The organism is Methylobacterium sp. A52T, assembly GCF_053346095.1.
This window is the reverse complement of sequence record NZ_JBKFBI010000021.1, coordinates 14,814-31,357: the sequence shown is the minus strand read 5'-3', so window position 1 is coordinate 31,357 and position 16,544 is coordinate 14,814. Positions and strand designations below refer to the sequence as shown.

General features: G+C 72.4%; 21 protein-coding genes. 9 read left to right on the top strand and 12 right to left on the bottom strand.

Annotation, left to right across the window (positions count from 1 at the left end; all coding sequences use genetic code 11):
• Positions 1-5: 5 nt before the first annotated feature.
• The 4 genes from ACLBYE_RS07815 to epmA all read right to left on the bottom strand — a co-directional run bounded on the left by ACLBYE_RS07815 (position 6) and on the right by epmA (position 3,480).
• The gene (locus ACLBYE_RS07815; RefSeq protein WP_447693721.1) at positions 6-656 is read right to left on the bottom strand and encodes an RraA family protein; all 651 of its coding nucleotides are present in this window, start codon (positions 654-656) and stop codon (positions 6-8) included.
• A 100-nt stretch (positions 657-756) separates the two neighbouring features.
• Positions 757-1,368, bottom strand: coding sequence for a glutathione S-transferase family protein (locus ACLBYE_RS07810; protein ID WP_447693720.1), 612 nt, complete (start codon positions 1,366-1,368; stop codon positions 757-759).
• 16 nt (positions 1,369-1,384) lie between these two features.
• Entirely contained in the window at positions 1,385-2,428 is a 1,044-nt protein-coding gene (locus ACLBYE_RS07805) for a lysine-2,3-aminomutase-like protein (protein ID WP_447693719.1), read from the bottom strand.
• Positions 2,425-3,480 carry an EF-P lysine aminoacylase EpmA gene (gene epmA, locus ACLBYE_RS07800; RefSeq protein ID WP_447693718.1) on the bottom strand — a complete coding sequence of 352 codons (1,056 nt, stop codon included), beginning with the start codon at positions 3,478-3,480 and terminating at the stop codon, positions 2,425-2,427. The genes ACLBYE_RS07805 and epmA overlap by 4 nt, the downstream gene beginning before the upstream one ends.
• A gap of 191 nt (positions 3,481-3,671) precedes the next feature.
• Between epmA and efp the strand changes: the two genes are divergently transcribed.
• Positions 3,672-4,295 carry an elongation factor P gene (gene efp, locus ACLBYE_RS07795; protein WP_199778764.1) on the top strand — a complete coding sequence of 208 codons (624 nt, stop codon included), beginning with the start codon at positions 3,672-3,674 and terminating at the stop codon, positions 4,293-4,295.
• A 45-nt stretch (positions 4,296-4,340) separates the two neighbouring features.
• On the opposite strand, the gene ACLBYE_RS07790 is transcribed toward efp, so the two are convergent.
• Entirely contained in the window at positions 4,341-5,360 is a 1,020-nt protein-coding gene (locus ACLBYE_RS07790; RefSeq protein ID WP_447693717.1) for a heparan-alpha-glucosaminide N-acetyltransferase, read from the bottom strand.
• Between the two features lie 398 nt (positions 5,361-5,758).
• Between ACLBYE_RS07790 and ACLBYE_RS07785 the strand changes: the two genes are divergently transcribed.
• From ACLBYE_RS07785 to ACLBYE_RS07750, 8 genes are all read left to right on the top strand, one after another.
• The gene (locus ACLBYE_RS07785; protein WP_447693716.1) at positions 5,759-6,319 is read left to right on the top strand and encodes a cold-shock protein; all 561 of its coding nucleotides are present in this window, start codon (positions 5,759-5,761) and stop codon (positions 6,317-6,319) included.
• 150 nt (positions 6,320-6,469) lie between these two features.
• Positions 6,470-6,964 carry a DUF192 domain-containing protein gene (locus ACLBYE_RS07780; protein WP_447693715.1) on the top strand — a complete coding sequence of 165 codons (495 nt, stop codon included), beginning with the start codon at positions 6,470-6,472 and terminating at the stop codon, positions 6,962-6,964.
• 121 nt (positions 6,965-7,085) lie between these two features.
• Positions 7,086-7,490 carry a hypothetical protein gene (locus ACLBYE_RS07775; protein ID WP_447693714.1) on the top strand — a complete coding sequence of 135 codons (405 nt, stop codon included), beginning with the start codon at positions 7,086-7,088 and terminating at the stop codon, positions 7,488-7,490.
• An 80-nt stretch (positions 7,491-7,570) separates the two neighbouring features.
• The gene (locus tag ACLBYE_RS07770; RefSeq protein WP_020092072.1) at positions 7,571-8,443 is read left to right on the top strand and encodes a dienelactone hydrolase family protein; all 873 of its coding nucleotides are present in this window, start codon (positions 7,571-7,573) and stop codon (positions 8,441-8,443) included.
• A 190-nt stretch (positions 8,444-8,633) separates the two neighbouring features.
• Positions 8,634-9,089: a response regulator gene (locus ACLBYE_RS07765; RefSeq protein WP_042675510.1), complete on the top strand. Its 456-nt coding sequence runs from the start codon at positions 8,634-8,636 to the stop codon at positions 9,087-9,089.
• 78 nt (positions 9,090-9,167) lie between these two features.
• A complete protein-coding gene (locus ACLBYE_RS07760) occupies positions 9,168-9,368 on the top strand; it encodes a hypothetical protein (protein WP_447693713.1) in 201 nt (66 codons plus the stop codon).
• 115 nt (positions 9,369-9,483) lie between these two features.
• On the top strand, positions 9,484-10,659 hold the full coding sequence (locus ACLBYE_RS07755) for an alpha/beta hydrolase (RefSeq protein ID WP_447693712.1): 1,176 nt from the start codon (positions 9,484-9,486) through the stop codon (positions 10,657-10,659).
• 74 nt (positions 10,660-10,733) lie between these two features.
• Positions 10,734-10,934 carry a hypothetical protein gene (locus ACLBYE_RS07750; RefSeq protein ID WP_447693711.1) on the top strand — a complete coding sequence of 67 codons (201 nt, stop codon included), beginning with the start codon at positions 10,734-10,736 and terminating at the stop codon, positions 10,932-10,934.
• 3 nt (positions 10,935-10,937) lie between these two features.
• Here the strand turns inward: ACLBYE_RS07750 and ACLBYE_RS07745 are convergent, their stop codons facing one another.
• Genes ACLBYE_RS07745 through ACLBYE_RS07715 form a run of 7 tightly spaced genes read right to left on the bottom strand, consistent with a single transcriptional unit; the run spans position 10,938 to position 16,425 of the window.
• Entirely contained in the window at positions 10,938-11,894 is a 957-nt protein-coding gene (locus ACLBYE_RS07745) for a beta-propeller fold lactonase family protein (protein WP_447693710.1), read from the bottom strand.
• Positions 11,891-12,424: an SRPBCC family protein gene (locus ACLBYE_RS07740; protein WP_056528820.1), complete on the bottom strand. Its 534-nt coding sequence runs from the start codon at positions 12,422-12,424 to the stop codon at positions 11,891-11,893. The genes ACLBYE_RS07745 and ACLBYE_RS07740 overlap by 4 nt, the downstream gene beginning before the upstream one ends.
• Positions 12,425-12,445: 21 nt before the next feature.
• Entirely contained in the window at positions 12,446-13,036 is a 591-nt protein-coding gene (locus ACLBYE_RS07735; RefSeq protein WP_447693709.1) for a DUF447 domain-containing protein, read from the bottom strand.
• Between the two features lie 4 nt (positions 13,037-13,040).
• Positions 13,041-14,603 (bottom strand): DUF6513 domain-containing protein, encoded by a 1,563-nt coding sequence (locus ACLBYE_RS07730; protein WP_447693708.1) that lies wholly within the window; start codon positions 14,601-14,603, stop codon positions 13,041-13,043.
• Positions 14,600-15,175, bottom strand: a complete 576-nt coding sequence (locus tag ACLBYE_RS07725) for an amino acid kinase family protein (protein WP_447693707.1) — start codon at positions 15,173-15,175, stop codon at positions 14,600-14,602. Before ACLBYE_RS07725 ends, ACLBYE_RS07730 begins: the two co-directional genes overlap by 4 nt.
• Positions 15,172-15,873: a (5-formylfuran-3-yl)methyl phosphate synthase gene (locus tag ACLBYE_RS07720; protein WP_447693706.1), complete on the bottom strand. Its 702-nt coding sequence runs from the start codon at positions 15,871-15,873 to the stop codon at positions 15,172-15,174. The genes ACLBYE_RS07725 and ACLBYE_RS07720 overlap by 4 nt, the downstream gene beginning before the upstream one ends.
• Positions 15,874-15,900: 27 nt before the next feature.
• Positions 15,901-16,425 (bottom strand): DUF3280 domain-containing protein, encoded by a 525-nt coding sequence (locus tag ACLBYE_RS07715; protein WP_447693705.1) that lies wholly within the window; start codon positions 16,423-16,425, stop codon positions 15,901-15,903.
• Positions 16,426-16,544 lie beyond the last annotated feature (119 nt).

The window sequence follows — 16,544 nt, the reverse complement described above, 5'->3', positions numbered from 1 at the left end:
GGTGCTCAGGTCGGCTTCGTCTCGGCCTCGAACCGGGCGAGCGCCGCGGCGTCCGGCGGAAGGAGGCTCGCGAGGTCGGCGCCGCGCTCGACCTCGCGCTGGATCCAGAGATCGAGGCGCTGCTGCTCGACGGCCTCCAGGGCGACCCGCTCGGCGAGCGCCGCCGGCACGGCGACGAGGCCGCTCGAGTCGCCGACCAGGATATCGCCGGGATGGATGGCGGCGCCGCCGCAGGCGACGCGCTCCTGCGTGCCGACCAGGGCCAGGGCCCCTGTGGCCGAGGCCGGCCGGCACCAGGCGGGGAGGCCGATCTCGTCGGGCAGGGCCGCGTCGGTGATCAGACCGACGGCGCCGCGCTGGGCGAGGCGTGCCGCCAGGATCGCTCCGAAGGGCAGGGCGAGGGCGGAGGCCGCGGCATCGATCACGATCACGGCGCTTTCGGGGACGGCGTCGATGGCCGCGGCGAGATCGCCCGCGGCGTCGTCGCGGGCCGGGATCATCCGCATCGTGTAGGCGGGCCCGACCACGGTTCCGCTCCCCCGCGCCGAGAGCCCGTGCGGCGTGCAGGCCTTCACCCCGGCCCGCGCCAGGGCGCGGGCGAGGCTCGCCGGTGTCACGGCGGAGAGCGCGTCGCGCAGGGTCGGGTCGATCGCCATCGGGGACTCCGTGAAAGGCCGGTCCCGGTCCGGGCGGCGCGGTCGGGGAAGGTGGATCGCGCGGGCGTGCCGGCAAGGCTCCGGGCGCCCGCGGCGGCCGTCAGGCGATGGGCTCGCCGAGCGCCCGGGCGGCGCCGGGCCGGGCCGCGATCCGGTCGTACCAGCGTCGCAGCGCCGGGCGCTCGATCCGCTCGGCCGGGAGGTTCAGCCAGCGGTGCGCCGCGCAGCCGAGGGCGATGTCGGCGATGCCGAAGCTGTCGCCGACCGCGTAGGTCCGGTCCGCGAGATGGCGGTCGAGGATCTCGGCCATGGCCTCGCTCTTCTTCAGCGATGCGGCGATCAGGCCGCGGTCCGGATCGGCCGCGCGGTAGAGCTGCCAGAAGGCGTCGCGCATGGCCGGCGTGAAGCTCGTGGCCTGCCAGTCGAGCCACTGCTCCACATGGGCGCGCGCCCGGGGGTCCGCCGGCAGAGCCAGCGCCGGGCTCGCCGCCGCCAGGTAGCGGAGGATCGCGTTGGATTCCCACAGGACGAAGCCGTCCTCCTCCAGGGTCGGGACGAGGCCGTTCGGGTTCATCGCGCGGTAGCCGGGGTCGTCGACGACCCCGTGGGCGCCGCCGGCCTCGACCCGCTCGTACGGCAGGCCCGTCTCGTCGAGTCCCCACACCGCCTTCTGCACGTTCACCGAGGTGAGGCGGCCCCATAGCCTGCGCATAATCGAAGAGTCTCCGTCACGCCTTCGGCGGGTAGGCGTGGTCCTGCCCGCCCGGATCGGTCACGCGCACCCCGTCGGGGGTGTCGCGCAGGTAGCCCGGTCCGATCGGCACCTTGCCGTGGCCGCCGGGAATGTCGAGCACGTAGGTCGGCTGGGCGAGGCCGGAGAGGCGGCCGCGCAGGGCGCGCATCAGCGCCTGCCCCTCGGGCACGTCCGTGCGCAGGTGGGCCGTCCCGGGGGCCAGGTCGCCGTGGTGGAGGTAGTACGGCTTGATCCGGTTCTCGACGAGGACCCGCATCAGCGCCTCGAGAGTCGCGGCCTCGTCGTTGACGCCGCGCAGGAGCACCGACTGGCTGACCAGGGGAATGCCGGCATCGACCAGCCGGGCGCAGGCGGCGCTGGCGGCGGCGGTGAATTCCCGCGGATGGTTGGCGTGGACGGCGACGAAGACCGCGCGCCCGAACCGCTTGAGCGCCTGGACGAGGGCGTCGGAGACGAGATCGGGCTTCACCACCGGCACGCGCGTGTGGACCCGCATGACCCGGACGTGGGGGATGGCGGCGAGGCGCTCCGCGATGGCGCCGAGACGGCGCGGCGAGAGCGCGAACGGGTCGCCGCCGGTGAGCACCACCTCCCAGATCCGCGCATCCTGCGCGATGTAGGCGAGGGCGGCGTCGAGCTCGGCGTCGGTGAGGGTCCCGAGCCCGTCGGGCCCGACCATCTCCCGGCGGAAGCAGAAGCGGCAGTAGACCGGGCAGACGTGGAGCGGCTTCAGCAGCACGCGGTCCGGGTAGCGGTGCACGATCCCCGTCACCGGGGCGTGGGCGGCGTCGCCGATCGGGTCGGCGCGCTCCTCCGGCGTCGCCACGGCTTCCGCGGCGCGGGGCACGAACTGGCGGCCGATCGGGTCGTCGGGGTCCTGCGGGTCGATCAGCTCGGCCATGTCGGGCGTCACCGACACCGCGTAGCGCGCGAGGACGGCGCCGAGGGCCTCGGCCTCCGCCCCCGAGATCAGGCCGGCGGAGAGGAGGTCGTCCGCGCTGCGCAGCACCCGGTTCATGGCCGCGTCTCCGCCACGGGAGTCCAGATCACGTCCTCGACCCGGGTGGCCCCGCAGGCCAGCATCGCCAGGCGATCGAAGCCCAGCGCGATCCCGGACGCCTCCGGCATGGCGGCGAGCGCCGCGAGGAACTCGTCGTCGATCGGGTAGCGCTCGCCGTAGACGCGCTGTTTCTCGGCCATCTCGGCCTCGAACCGTCGGCGCTGCTCCGCCGGGTCGGTCAGCTCGCCGAACGCGTTGGCCAGCTCGACGCCGCAGGCGTAGAGCTCGAACCGCTCGGCCACGCGCGGGTCGTGCGGCGCCGGCCGGGCGAGCGCGGCCTCGCTGATCGGGTACTCGCACAGGATGGTCGGGCGGCCGAGGCCGAGATGCGGCTCGATCCGCGCGACGAGGACGCGGGAGAACAGGTCGGCCCAGGTATCGTCCGGGGCGACCCGGAGCCCGGCCGCCGCGACGGCGGCGGCGAGGGCCGCGCGGTCCGTCTCGCCGCCCGGCGCGACGCTCGCCAGCAGGTCGATCCCGGCGAAGCGGTCGAAGGCCTCGGCCAGGGTCAGGCGCTCCGGTTCGGCGAAGGGGTCGGTCTCCCGGTCGCGGAAGGTGAAGCGGCGGGCGCCGGCGGTCTCGGCAGCGCCGGCGAGCAGGTCGGCGCAATCCGCCATCAGCGCCGTGTAGGGGGCGCCGGCCCGGTACCACTCGAGCATCGTGAACTCGGGATGGTGCAGCGGCCCGCGCTCGCGATTGCGGAACACCCGGGCGACGCTGAACAGTCGTGGCTCGCCCGCCGCCAGCAGCTTCTTGCAGGCGAATTCCGGCGAGGTGTGCAGGTAGAGGGGCGTGCGGGCGCCGCTCGCGCCGACGGCCTCGGTGGCGAAGGCGGACAGGTGCGCCTCGTTGCCGGGCGAGACCTGCAGGCAGGCGGCCTCGGCCTCGACGAAGTCGCGGTCCGCGAACCACGCGCGGAACGCCGCGAGGACGCGGTTGCGCAGGAGCAGTGCCGGGCGCCGGTCGGCGTGGCGGCCGGGCGACCACCAGGGGGAGGCGGATCCGCTCACGACCGGCCTCCGCGCCGGGGCGGGACCGGCCGGCTCCGACGGGGACGCGTCGCGTTCATAAGCACTCTCATCCTCGGCCCTGACTGGGTCGGGGCCGCGGGGACGCGCCGCGGCCGATGCCGGTTGCCATCGACGGTCCGCGCCCGCCCGCTGGCAACCGCGGCGCAGATGCGATAGTGGCGGGGTCCGAGATGCAGCGCCCGCGCTTGGCGCGTGCCGGCCCCCATGTCAATGCAGGACGCAATTCCGTGAAGGTGATCGCCTCAACGCTCCGCAAGGGCAACGTCGTCGAGAAGGACGGCAAGCTCTACGTGATCCTGTTCGCCGAGAACATCCACCCCGGCAAGGGCACCCCGGTGACCCAGCTCGACATGCGCCGGATCACGGACGGCGTGAAGGTGTCCGAGCGCTACCGGACGACCGAGCAGGTCGAGCGCGCCTTCGTGGAGGATCGCGAGCACACCTTCCTCTACAGCGACGGCGAGGGGTTCCACTTCATGAACCCCGAGAACTACGAGCAGATCGCGGTGCCGCAGGACGTGGTCGGCGACGCCGCCCCGTACCTGCAGGAGGGCATGGCGGTGATGCTCTCGGTCCATAACGGCGTCCCGCTGACCATCGAGCTGCCCCAGCGCGTCACGCTCGAGGTCGCCGAGACCGAGCCGGTCCTGAAGGGCCAGACCGCCTCGTCGTCCTACAAGCCCGCGACGCTGTCGAACGGCGTGCGCACCACCGTGCCGCCCCACATCGCCGCCGGCACCCGCGTTGTCGTCATGACGGCCGACGGGTCCTACGTCGAGCGCGCCAAGGACTGACCCGGTCGACGCCGGCGACCAACCCTGCGCGGTCGGTCGCCGCGTTCAGCGCGCGGATCGCGCGGCGGCCTCCAGGGTGGCGTAGCAGCCCTGCGAGATCGCCTGCGCGCGCAGGCGCTCCGTCCCGCTGAAGGGGCGGCCATCCTCCCGGAACAGGTCCTCGCGGAGCAGCGCCTCCGAGGTGCAGCGGGCCGCGATCCGGCAGAGCGGCGGCTCGCCGCCGGTGCGCGCGCAGATCGTCACGTAATCGGCGCGGAACGCCCGCAGCCCGGCGCGCGGATTGGCGCCGACGACCGTGACGACGCCGGTCAGGAGAGCCAGCAGCAGCGGCTGGTGGATGAGGTAGATCGCGAGGCTGTGCCGGCCCGCGAAGGTGGCAGCGCGGCCGAGCCGCGTGCGCGGCGCCCAGGCTCCCAGCCGCGACCGGGCGAGCCGCGGCAGGGTTAGACGACCCAGGACGATCCCGGCCAGCACCAGCCCGAACCAGGGGAAGAGCGGCACGTAGTCGTTCGTCCGCGGCACCACCGAGCCGAGGCCGAGGAAGAACAGGGCCGGCGCGTCGAGGACGGGCGCGTGCACCACGTGCGGCGCGGTGAGCACGGCCGCGGCCGCGACGGCGGTGACCGGCACCGGCAGGAACAGGAACGGCAGTCCGAGCAGGCTCGAGACGGCGATGCAGTGGAGCACGCCGAAGAACACGAAGGCGTCCGGGAACATGACCCAGGTGCCGAGGGTCACGAGGAGCGCCGCCCCGCCGATCCGCGCGAGCCGCAGCAGCGTCGGTCGAAGCCGGACCCCGCGCCCGTTCATCAGCACGAGGCCGATGCCGACCAGGACCAAGAAGGTGCCGGCGATCGCCTCGGCGGCGTGCCGCCCCGTCGGCGTCAGCGCGTAGTTCTCCGCGGTCAGCCTCAGATGACCGAGATCCCAGAGCGTGTGGTAGCTCGCCATCGCCATCAGGGCGGCCGCCCGCGCCGCGTCGATGATCGGCAGGCGGCGCCGCAACGAGGCGGGCGCGACCGGCGGCGCGGCGACGGGACGGTCGAGGGTGACGTCAACGGACATGATGGTGCACCCAAACCATGTCGGGGCCGCCCTTTCCATCGCGGTGTGCGACAGACGCTCCGAACGAGCCCGAAGCGGGTGCGTCGGCTCTCGGAAACGTGAACGCCGTCGCGGCGTGCGCGTGAGCGCCGGGAGGGAGAGCCGGCATCCGGAAAACCCCTCGGCCGCCCCGACGCTTAAACGCCGGTTTCGCCCGAGCCTGCGACCGATCGACTGTTGCGGCCCCGCCTCCTTGCGCCAAGATTGCAACTTGGCGTCACTGTTCTGCCGACCAAATGGGCTTCCCGGACATCAGGACTTCGTTAATCTTGCTGGGAGAGCGCGCGGCGTGATTCGGTGTAGGTTGCTCGGCCATGTCTGACGAACGCGGATCCGGGCCGGAGAACCCCGAGCGGGGGATGGTCGCCCGAACCGGCGAACTGGGTCAGCACGAGGATGAGGCGCTCGACCTCGTCGAGGTGGCCGGCCGCATCAAGTGGTTCGACGTCTCCAAAGGCTTCGGGTTCATCGTGCCCGACGACGGCGCGCCCGACATCCTGCTCCACGTCACGTGCCTGCGGCGCGACGGCTACCAGGCGGCCAGCGAGGGCGCCCGCATCGTCGTGGAGGCCGTCGAGCGGCCCCGCGGCTGGCAGGCCTTCCGGGTCATCTCCCTCGATCAGGCGACGGCGGTGCATCCCTCCGAGCTGCCGATGCCGCGCACACACGTCACCGTGACGCCGACCAGCGGGCTCGAGACCGCTGTCGTGAAGTGGTTCAACCGCCTGCGCGGGTTCGGATTCCTGACCCGCGGCGACGGGACGCCGGACATCTTCGTGCACATGGAGACGCTGCGGCGCTACGGGATCGCTGAGCTGAAGCCAGGCGAGTCCGTCCTGGTGCGCTACGGCGACGGCTCGAAGGGCGTGATGGCGGCCGAGGTGCGGCTGATCGACGGGGCGATGCCCGCGTCCCATTGAGGCCGCGTCTCCCCAGCCCAGCATACCCCGCCCTATCTCTTTGTCGCGGCTCGGAAAATCCGGAACCGGATTCCCCTTCGGCGCGTCCTGGTCTATCACCGGGCGACGGGCCTCACGGTCCGCGCGCCATCCCACGAGAGGCATGAGCCTGTGAGATCCCTCCTTCGCACCGCCCCGGCAGTCGCCATCGCCTGCCTCGCGCTGACCGCGATCGCCCCGGCGCCCGCCGCCGTGGCGCAGGCGGCCGCCCGGGCCGCCGCGACCCAATCGGAGCCGCTGACGATCGTCACGAAGGCCGGGCCGAAGCGCTTCGACGTCGAGGTGATGCGCGACGACGCCGCCCGCGCCCGCGGCCTCATGTTCCGCCGGCACATGGCGGCCGACCACGGCATGCTGTTCGACTTCGAGCAGAACCAGCCTGTCACGATGTGGATGAAGAACACCTACCTGCCGCTCGACATGGTGTTCATCCGGCCCGACGGGACCATCAGCCGGATCGCCGCCGACACCGAGCCGCTGTCGACGGCGATCATCTCGTCGGGCGGCCCGGTCGTGGCGGTGCTCGAGCTGAACGCCGGCACCACGACGAAGCTCGGGATCGCCCCGGGAGATCGGATCGAGCACGCCATGTTCAAGGCCCGCTGAGGCGGGTCCGCGCGATTTGCGAACGCACCGGGAACAAGCGCCTTGACCACCGCCGATTTCCGCTCCAGTGTTCCGGCAATGTTCCGGTGCGCCGGAAGGCTGGTTCAGGGCGGAGGACCCGATGGGCGACGCGGCTGATGTCGAACTGTTCGGCAACGACGACTGGTCGGTGCAGGCGGACGGAATCGAGCACCGCCAGACCGGCTACTTCATCGCCCGCTCCGCGCTTGCGACGCGCCGGGCCGAGGGCCTGTGGGACTGGCCGCTGCAGATGGCCGAGAAGCGCTGGTGCAGGCCGAGCCTGTTCCGCGAGGCGTTCCTCGCCGCTCTCGACCGGTTCGGCATCCCGCGGGACGCCGAGCTGATCCGCTCCTTCGCGCTGGGCTACGGCATCCGCGCGGTGATCTCGCCTGCCGCCGAGACCTTCGTGAGCCTCGGCGACATGCTGAAGCCCCGCGAGATCGCCGAGCCGGTGCGCGCCGCCAGCCCGCGGCCGGTCCGGGCCCTGGCGGCGGCCGGCGCCTGAGGGCCAGGCGACGGAGGCCGATTTGACCCGGGCGGCCGCCCGCGGATAGCCCTCAGCCTCGGAACGAGGGAGAGAGCACGATGGCGGATCACGACCGGGCCGGACTCGACGGGTTGATCACGCCGCCCCTGTCGCGACGGGGCTTCGTGATGACGAGCCTGATGAGCGGGCTGACGCTCGCGACCACCCGCGTCGAGGCCCAGGTGATCCACACCGACAGTGCGGGCATCGAGGCCGGCGAGGTGAAGATCCCGGCCGCGGACGGACCGATGCCGGCCTATCGCGCGGTTCCGGAGGGCGCGGGCCCGTTCCCGATCGTCCTGGTGATCGAGGAGATCTTCGGCGTCCACGACTACATCAAGGACATCTGCCGCCGGCTCGCGAAGGCCGGCTACTGCGCGGTAGCCCCCGAGCTCTACGCCCGCCAGGGCGACCTCTCGACCATGTCGGATCCGAAGCAGATCATCCGCGACGTCATCGCGAAGACGCCGGACGCGCAGTGGATCGGCGATCTCGACGCGACGGTGGCCTGGGCGGCCTCGGCGGCGAAGGGCGACCCGAACCGCCTCGGCGTCATGGGCTGGTGCCGCGGCGGGCGCGCGACGTGGCTCTACGCGGCGCATCGTCGCGACCTGAAGGCGGCCGTCGCCTGGTACGGGCCGGTCGGCGGCGAGCGGACCGACATCCAGCCGCGCACCGCCGGCGACGTGGCGGCCGAGATCCACGCGCCGCTCCTCGCCCTCTACGGCGGGGCCGATACCGGCATCCCCGTGGCGGCGGTCGAGGAGGCGCGCGACCGCGCCAGGGCGGCCGGCAAGAGCGTTGAGCTCGTGGTCTACCCGGACGCGCCGCACGGCTTCCACGCGGATTATCGTCCGAGCTACCGCCGCGAGGCGGCGGAGGACGGCTGGAAGCGCGCGCTGGCCTTCCTTAAATCGCACGGCGTCGGCTGAATAGTCGGCCCAGGACGCCCGATCGGGCGCGTTCCGGGGTGGCTGTGTTACCCAAGACACGGCCACAACTTCACAATCGTGCAAGGATCCAAGGAGGATCTGTGCCCGCGCGGGTCTGGCCCTTCGCGGCGCTCGGGCGTTGAACCGATCGAAGCGACCGCCGTTCAGCCCCTGTAGAGTGTCCTGGTCCATGAGCGATTCGGTACAGCCTGGCCAGAAGCCCGTGATCCTCGTCGTGGAGGACCAGCCCGACGAGCGCTTCCTCGCGGCCACGCTGCTGGAGGATACCGGTTTCACGGTGATCGAGGCCGAGACCGCCGATCGCGCCCTGGCGATCCTCAACGATCGCGCGGACGAGGTCAGTGTCGTCTTCTCGGATGTCCGCACGCCCGGCCCGATCGGCGGCTTCGAGCTCGCGCGGATCATCGGCGTGACCTGGCCGCGCGTGCGGGTCCTGCTGACCTCGGGCGACGCGGGCGACCAGCCGAGCGACCTGCGCGTCTCGGCGACCTTCATCCCGAAGCCGTGGCGCGCCGAGGACATCCTCGCCTGGGTGGAGCAGGCGGCCGGGCGACCCTCCGCCGGGTCGGGACCGTCCGTTATCGGACCCGGCGGCAAAATAATCCCCTCCGGCTTGGAAACCTGAGGCGGCCGCACAGTTGTACGCCACTCCGGGGCGCGCCGTGCCCGGATTTCCGCAGTACAACCGATCCCCGACGCCGCCATGAAGATTGTCGCCGCCAACCACGCCGATTCACTCCGCCGCCCCGGTGCGCGGGATTCGGCGGAATCCGCCGTTCTCGACACGGTCCGCGAGGGTCTGCTCAGTGTCTACGGCACGGCGGATCGCGACCTGCCGGCGGAATTGGCGGCGCTGGCGCGGCAGCTCGACCGTCCGGGTCCCGCGGGCTGCGACCCGACCTAGGCTCCGCCGCGGAACCTTGACGGGAGACTGCGCCAGCGAGTCGCCAAGACGAGAGAATCTGCTATTCAGCGCATTCTGACCTGCCGACGCAGTGCGTCTCTCAGTCGAGTCCCGGATGCGTCTCACAGTTCTTCGCGGATCGCTCACCGCCGCCGCGATCATGACCCTGGCCGGTCTCGCGTCCGTGCAGGCGGCGACCCCGCCGGCCCAGCCCGCCGACGGCGCGGGCGGTGTCGGTGACCGCAAGGCGACGGTGACCAAGCGGCTGCTCGGGCGCGGCACGGCCTCGACCTACGCATTCTACGCCGCGGGAGCGGCCCCCGAGACGGGCCGGCCGGTCGCGATCGTCCTGCACGGGTGGGGCGCGGTCAATCCGCAGAGCTACGGCGGCTGGATCGATCATCTCGCCCGACAGGGCTGGCTCGTCCTGTATCCGCGTTTCCAGGAGGTGAACCGGACCCGCCCGGCCGACGCCCCGGCCATCGCGGAATCCCTCGTCAAGGCGGCCCTCACCGAGATCGCCACGGACGGCGAGGCGAAGCCCGACCTCGGCCGCGTCGCGATGATCGGCCACCTCGCCGGGGCTCCGCTCGCCATGGATCTCGCCGCCGCGGCCAAGGCCCAGGGCCTGCCGGTGCCGAAACTGATCTTCGCGGTGATGCCCGGCGGCATCGCCAGCGGGCCGAAATCCCGCGGCATCGCCCTCACCGACCTGTCGGCGATCGATCCCGCCACGCTGATCGTGACCATGGTTGGCGACAAGGACACGCGGGCCGCCGATCTCGCGGCCAAGCGCCTCCTGCGCGAGGCGAGTGCCGTGCCGCTGGAGCGCAAGCTCTTCGTGCGGGCCCTGTCGGACGATCACGGCTTTCCGGCCCTGACGGCGACCCTCGCGTCCCCGGCGGGGGTGGACACGGCCTATGACGGCGGCGCCATCAAGCAGGGTCCGGAGCCGAAGGACGCGCCCAAGGACGCGACGAAGCCGCCGCCGTTCCGCTGGTCCGCCGACATGGCGCTGTCCGGCGAGCAGCAGACCCTGGTCTCGCAGATCAACCTCGCCCGGGTCGACGCGCTCGATTATCTAGGTTTCTGGAAGACCTTCGACCTCGCCGCCGCGGCGGCCTTCGCAGGGTCGGACGCGACAGCGCTGAAGAACAATCCGCGCCTCGCCGACATGGAGCGCTGGAGCGACGGCTGGCCGGTGAAGCGGCTCGCCGTCGAGACGCCGCGGCCCACACCGGCCGCTCAGGCCGGGACGCCGGCGCCCGCACCCGCCGGACGCAAGCGCTGAGATCGGACGCTTCGACAGCTTGGCCTTGGCGCGCGGCTTGCTAATCTCTTCCCGTTCGACACGGGAGGGAGATCATGCCCGAGTTCGTCGCCAGCCTGCTCTCCGCCGCGGCCTTCTGCCTGACGTTGCTCGCGCTGAACGCGCTGACACGGCTGCTGATCCAGGCGCATATCGCCCCCACGGATCTCGGCGAGACCGGCTTCCTGCAGGTCGGCGGCGCGCTCCTGATGGCCCGGGCGGCCTACCGGCGGGCGCCCCAGCGCCGGCCGGGCTGATGCTCAGCGCAGGAAGGCGCCGAACGAGCGCGGGCCGTTGCCCGTCGGAATGGTCGCCAACACCTTGAGCGTCTTCGAATCGAGGACGCTCAGCGTGTTGTCACCCCAGTTGGCGACGTAGAGGCGTCCGTCGGGATCCGCGGCGATCCCTTCCGGGTGGTCGCCGACATCGACGTCGGCGATCGGCTTGAGCGTGGCGAGGTCGAACGCCGTGATGCTGCCGGCATACTGGTCCGTCACGAAGCCGCGCCCGCCGGCGAGGGCGATGACGTAGGGCCGGCGGCCGGTCGGGATGCGGCCGATCTCGCGCCCCGTCTTCAGATCCAGCACCGAGACGTCGTCGCCGGTCACGTTGGCCGTGTAGGCGCGCCCCGCCGCGGCATCGAGCGTGATTCCGAACGGATGCTGCCCCACCGGGATGACCTTGGTCTCCCGCCGGGTCGCGGCGTCCACGACCGAGACCGTGTCGGCCTCGCGGTTGGCGACGTAGAGCGTCGCCCCGTCGGGGCTGACGGCGATCCCCGAGGGCGAGGCGCCGACCGCGATCTCGCCGTCCGGCACCAGGGTGCCGTCGCGCTCGGTCAGCACGAACAGGCGGTGCCCGTACCAGTCGGCCACGTAGACCATGCCGCCCCGCGGGTCGGAAGCGACGCCGAGCGGGGCGCCGGGCAGCGGCACCTCGGACAGGACCTTGCCGGCGTCGAGGTCGAGGATCGCGAGGCCGTGCCCCTCCGGGCGCGTGACGTAGGCCCGCCGGCGATCGGGCGACAGGGCGATCCCGGCCGGGGCCCCGTCGACGGGAATGCGGCGCACCACCTTCCTGGCCGCCAGATCGACGATCTCGACCGCGCCGCCGAGCTGGGCGGTGACGACGGCCTCCCGGGCCGGTTCGGCACGGGAGGCCGTCGCCACGAGGACGAGGCCGGCGGCGAGGGCCGCGCGGCCTCGGGCCGGGCTCACGAGCCCTTCTCGACCTTGGCCTTCAGGTTGGCGAGGCTGGCCTTGATCCAGTCGCCGACGCCCTTCTCGGAGGCCTCGTCGTTCAGATCCGGCGGCGGGTCGTTGTTCATGTAGCCGCGATAGAAGGCGGCCTTCCACTCGACCTTCGACTTGGCGTTGCCCTCGGGCTCGACCGTGATCGTCGCCGAGTAGTCGTTCGCCGGGAGATCCTTCACATCGACCTTGTCGATGTAGTAGGAGAACATCTTGTCCTCGGGCTTGTACTTGTTGCTGGTCTCGGAAATCTGATTTCCGTTCTTGAGCGTCAGCACGCGCTTGAACTTGCCGGCCGGGTCGCCGTTGAGCTCCGTCTTGGTGACGTTCTGCATCCAGTCGGCGTTCTTCAGGTCGCCGACCACGGCCCAGACCTTGTCGGCGGGGGCGTTGATCTCGATCGACTCGGTGATCTTGCGCCGGGTCGGGCCGTGGGCCTGCGCGGTCGCCGCCACCAGGGCCGCCGTGGCCGCCAGGGCCAGGGTGATTTTCTTCATCTTGTCCTTCTCCTCCCGCCCTCAGCGGTCGTCGCGATCGAGGACGCGCGCCTCGGGGCCGAGGGCCGCCGCGACCTTGTCCTCGATCCAACCCCAGGCCTCGCGCTCGCGCGGTCCTGCGGTCTTGCCAATGGCGATGGCGAGGTAGGCCATCTCCGTCAACACCTTCTCGGGCTCCAGCATGTGGAGCCGGGTCGAAAGAATGGCGGCCTCGAGGACCGCCGCCTGCGCGCGGTTGAAGCCGATGAACGGCGCGTGCGCGGCGCTGTGGACCATCCGGCCCCGGAAGCGCGGTCGGCTCTCGTGGGCTTCGACGGAGGCGACCGCGAATTCCGCGTGGCCGAAACTGTCGGCGAGGCGGCGGCCCTCGATCGCCGCGCAGGGCTGCGTCGGCCATTCGCGCCGGCCCGTCACCGCGCCGGCGATCACGCGGATGTCGCGCGGGCTCGAGGCCGCGAAGCAGGGATTGGCCTCGAGGTTGACGATCGTCGGGGACGGCCGGAACGGCGCGAGGACGTAGCCCTCATCCTCGGCGATCAGCCCGAAGGGGACGAGGTGCAGCTCGCCCGCCGGGGACAGGGTGGTGACGATGGTCTCGAGGATCAGCGGCATGGCCTCACGCCTTGTCGGCGGGGACGAGGCGCCCGCAAACCAGCTTCGACGGCGGATCCTGCGGGCGCTCGGGCGCGACCGCGGCGCGCGCCGCGGCCTCCGGGACGGTCTCGGGCGGACTCGCGCCGGCCTCGGGCCCGGCCAAGCGGGCGTCGCGGGTCCCGGGCGGGGGCGCGTCGGGTCCGGAATGGCGGGTATGGCCGGCCTTCTTGAAGGCGGTGGCATCCTCGACGTCGGCGTCGGCCGAGCAGCCCCAGTCGAGGGCCTCGTCCTGGACGTAGCGCTTGCCGAGCCGCCACGCCGTCTCGGCCTTGGCGAGTTCGGCGCCGAGATAGAAGGCGTGGGCGCCGTCGCTCGCCACGTCGAGGTCGGGGAAGAAGGCCATCGCGTCGGTGCCGACCCTGTGGATGTCGCGGTTGTAGAGGTGGATCCCGTCCTCGGCGATCACGATCCGGTAATTCGGGTCGCGCACCTCGGCGGCGGCCTGGGCGATCTCGTCGGCGGTCTGCACGAACGGGCGCTTGTCGTGGAGGGCGAGCAACGCCCGGCCGTAGCCCTTCGGCAGCGCCGAATCGGCCTTGGCCGCGTACATGACCCGCCGGGCGGCGTCGTGCTCCTCGACGGTGCGGCGGGTGTGGTTGGAGACCTGCACGATCAGCACGTTGCGGATCGACAGCTCCGAGCACATGCCGACGAGCAGCGCGGTGACGCCCAGGGAATCGGCCTCGGTCAGCTCGGTGAGGTTGCCGGTGCCCATCATCATGTCGATCTCGGGCCAGCGGGCGCGGGTGTCGCGGTAGCGCGCGATCGAGTCGACGAAGCCGTGGTGGATCGGCTCGAGGATCGGGTCGGCCAGGAACGGCCGGCCCGCCTTGAGCATGCGCTCGATCGCCCGATCGAGGGAGGGCAGGTCGTCCGGGCGCATCGGCACGAGGATGGGCACCGCGTCGGTCTCGAAGGCGAGATCGAGGGTCTCCTCGTTCAGGCTCAGCAGGAAGTCTGCGCCGGCGCCGGCGCCCCGGACCAGTTCCTCGCGGGAGAAGGAATCGACGCTGACCCTCAGGCCGGCGCCCTTCAGCGCCCGCACGGAATCCTCGAGGTGCGGGAACGGAGTATCGGGCAGGCCGCCGAGATCGATGACGTCCGCGCCGCGCCCGGCGAGATCGAGCCCCTTGGCGAGGATCTGGTCGACGCTCATCTTCGACGCGTCCACGATCTCCGAGAAGATCCGGAGGTCGTGCCGGGACAGGTCGACCTTGCGGGCGGTCAGGCCGAGCCAGGCCGGAAGGTCGACCACCTCGTCGGGTCCGCGCTCCACCGGGACGCCGAAATGCGCCGCGAGGTGCTCGGGATTGGCCCGGCACCGGCCCGGCAGGACGATCCGCGTGGCGCCCTCGGGCAGCACGACCCGCCGGCGGATGATCTCCTCGGTCATCAGCGCCGCGACCTTCACGCCGGCATCCGCGATGCTCCAGTGCAGGGTCTGCGGGAGCCCCGCCGCGACCTTCTCGAGCCGGGCCCGGGCGAGGCGGCCGGTGACGAAGACGATGTGCTCGGCGGTGCTCACGCGGCGGCCCTCGTCTCGACCGCGACGCGGCGGTGGGGTCCCCAGACCTCGATCGTCCCCTCGAAGCCGGCCGCGAAGCCCGGGAAGGCGGCGTCCACGATCCGGTCCCGTGCCAGCGCGGCGGGGTCGGGGTGCGGCGGCGCGTCGACGGATTTCACCAGGACGCAGCGCTCCGCCCCGACCCGCGCGGCGAGCCATAGGGCGAGGCTGTCCGAGGTCACGTCCCAGGTCTCCGGGATGTCCGGGTGGCCGGCTCGGAGCGCGCGCGGGTTCCAGACCCGGATCCGTGCGGGCGCGGCCTCAGCCCAGGGCTCCAGGCTCTGCACGAGCCGCGGCTCGATCCCGCGGAAGATGCCGGCCGCGTCGCTCATGGCGTCGAGCGCCCGGCGATGGGCCTCCGCGTCGCCGAAGCGCTCCCGCGTCTGCGCGGCCCGGACGGCGTCCGCGAAGGCGCCGCCGCCCGGCACCACGATGCAGCGCCCGTGCGCGCCGTCGCCGATCGCCTCCAGCAGGGCGCGGCGGCGGTGCGGATCCGCCTCGAGGCTGCCGCCGATCTTGATGACGCTCGTCACGCCGCATCCTGCCGGCTCGGCCGCAGGGCGCGCAGGGCCTCGGCCACGCGCAGGGGATCGATGCCGTTGCGGCGGTCGAAGTCCCGGCACAGGCCGCCGCGGAAGCCGAGGTAATCCGGCCGGTGCGCGCAGAGGCCGAGGATGTCGATGACCCGCAGCGACCCGGCGAGGCCGCTCATCAGGCCGTTCGCCCGGCAGGCGGCGGTGAAGGCCGAGAGGTCCGAGGGCGCGGCGAGGTCGGGCAGGCGGGCGCCGGTCTTGCCGGCAGTGTCGATCATGGCGCCGGCGAAGCCGGCCACCGCCAGGGCGGGCACGTGCGGGGCCGCCGGCCCATCCTCGGCGAACAGCACGGCGATCAGCCGGCCCGGCGCGGCCGCGACGCGATCGGCCAGCGTCGCGGCGTCCCGGATCTCGTCAGGGCGGAGACCGACCTTCACCCAGTCGACCCCGGTCCGGGCCAGGGCGGCGACGGATCCGGCCGCCGGATCGGCCACCGCGCTCGTCGCGGCACCGCCGGACACGCGGGCTACGATCTCCCGCACGACGTCCTCGTCAAGGGCGCCGAGCGCCCCGCGCTCCGGGTCCTTGGCGTCGATCAGGTCGGCGCCCGCGAGCCGGGCCGCCTCGGCCTCGGCCGGATCGCGAACGCTGACGAGGAGCCGGGGCAGGGGGTCTTGCTGGATGGTGGACGCGGGCACGAAACACTCGAACTTGAACGGGCCGTCTCAGGACTTCCCGGGCAGCGGCTCGGCGAGCAGGCGGTTCTTCACCACCCAACGCATCGCGTGCGCCCAGGTATCGTCGGTGTCGGCCCGGATCGTCACCTGCCCGCCGCGCACCACCTTGCCGGTATCGGCTTCGGCGATTGCGACGCTCAGGTTGAAGATCTGGCCGGACCCCTTCTCCACATAACCGGTCACGACGAGGTCCGCACCCAGGCTCTTGGCGATGTCGGCCGCGCAGCCGTTGCATTTGTAGAGTGGCCCCTCCTTGGCCACGACGTCGGCCTTGGGCGCGGTATCGACGATCTCCAGACCGGCCTTGTCGCGCAGGGCGTTGCGCAACTCGTCGGTGACGAGGGCGAGCTTCCGGGCGTCCACCGGCCGCGTCCGGGATCCGTAGGCGGCACCGGGATCGAACAGCTCGACCGGGAAGACGGCGGCCTTCTCGGCGGCGCCGGCCGCACCGGGCAGGGCGGTCCACAGGACGACGCCGCAGGCGAGCGCGGCGCGGAGAGACGTTTGGCGCATCGGCGGGGACTTCCTCTAGAGGCGTGCGACCGCCCGAGGCGGCGGCATCGTTCCCGCCATAGGTCGGGCGAAGGGACAATTTGGCAATGTACTTCCGCGCCCGCCTATCCCACGACGGT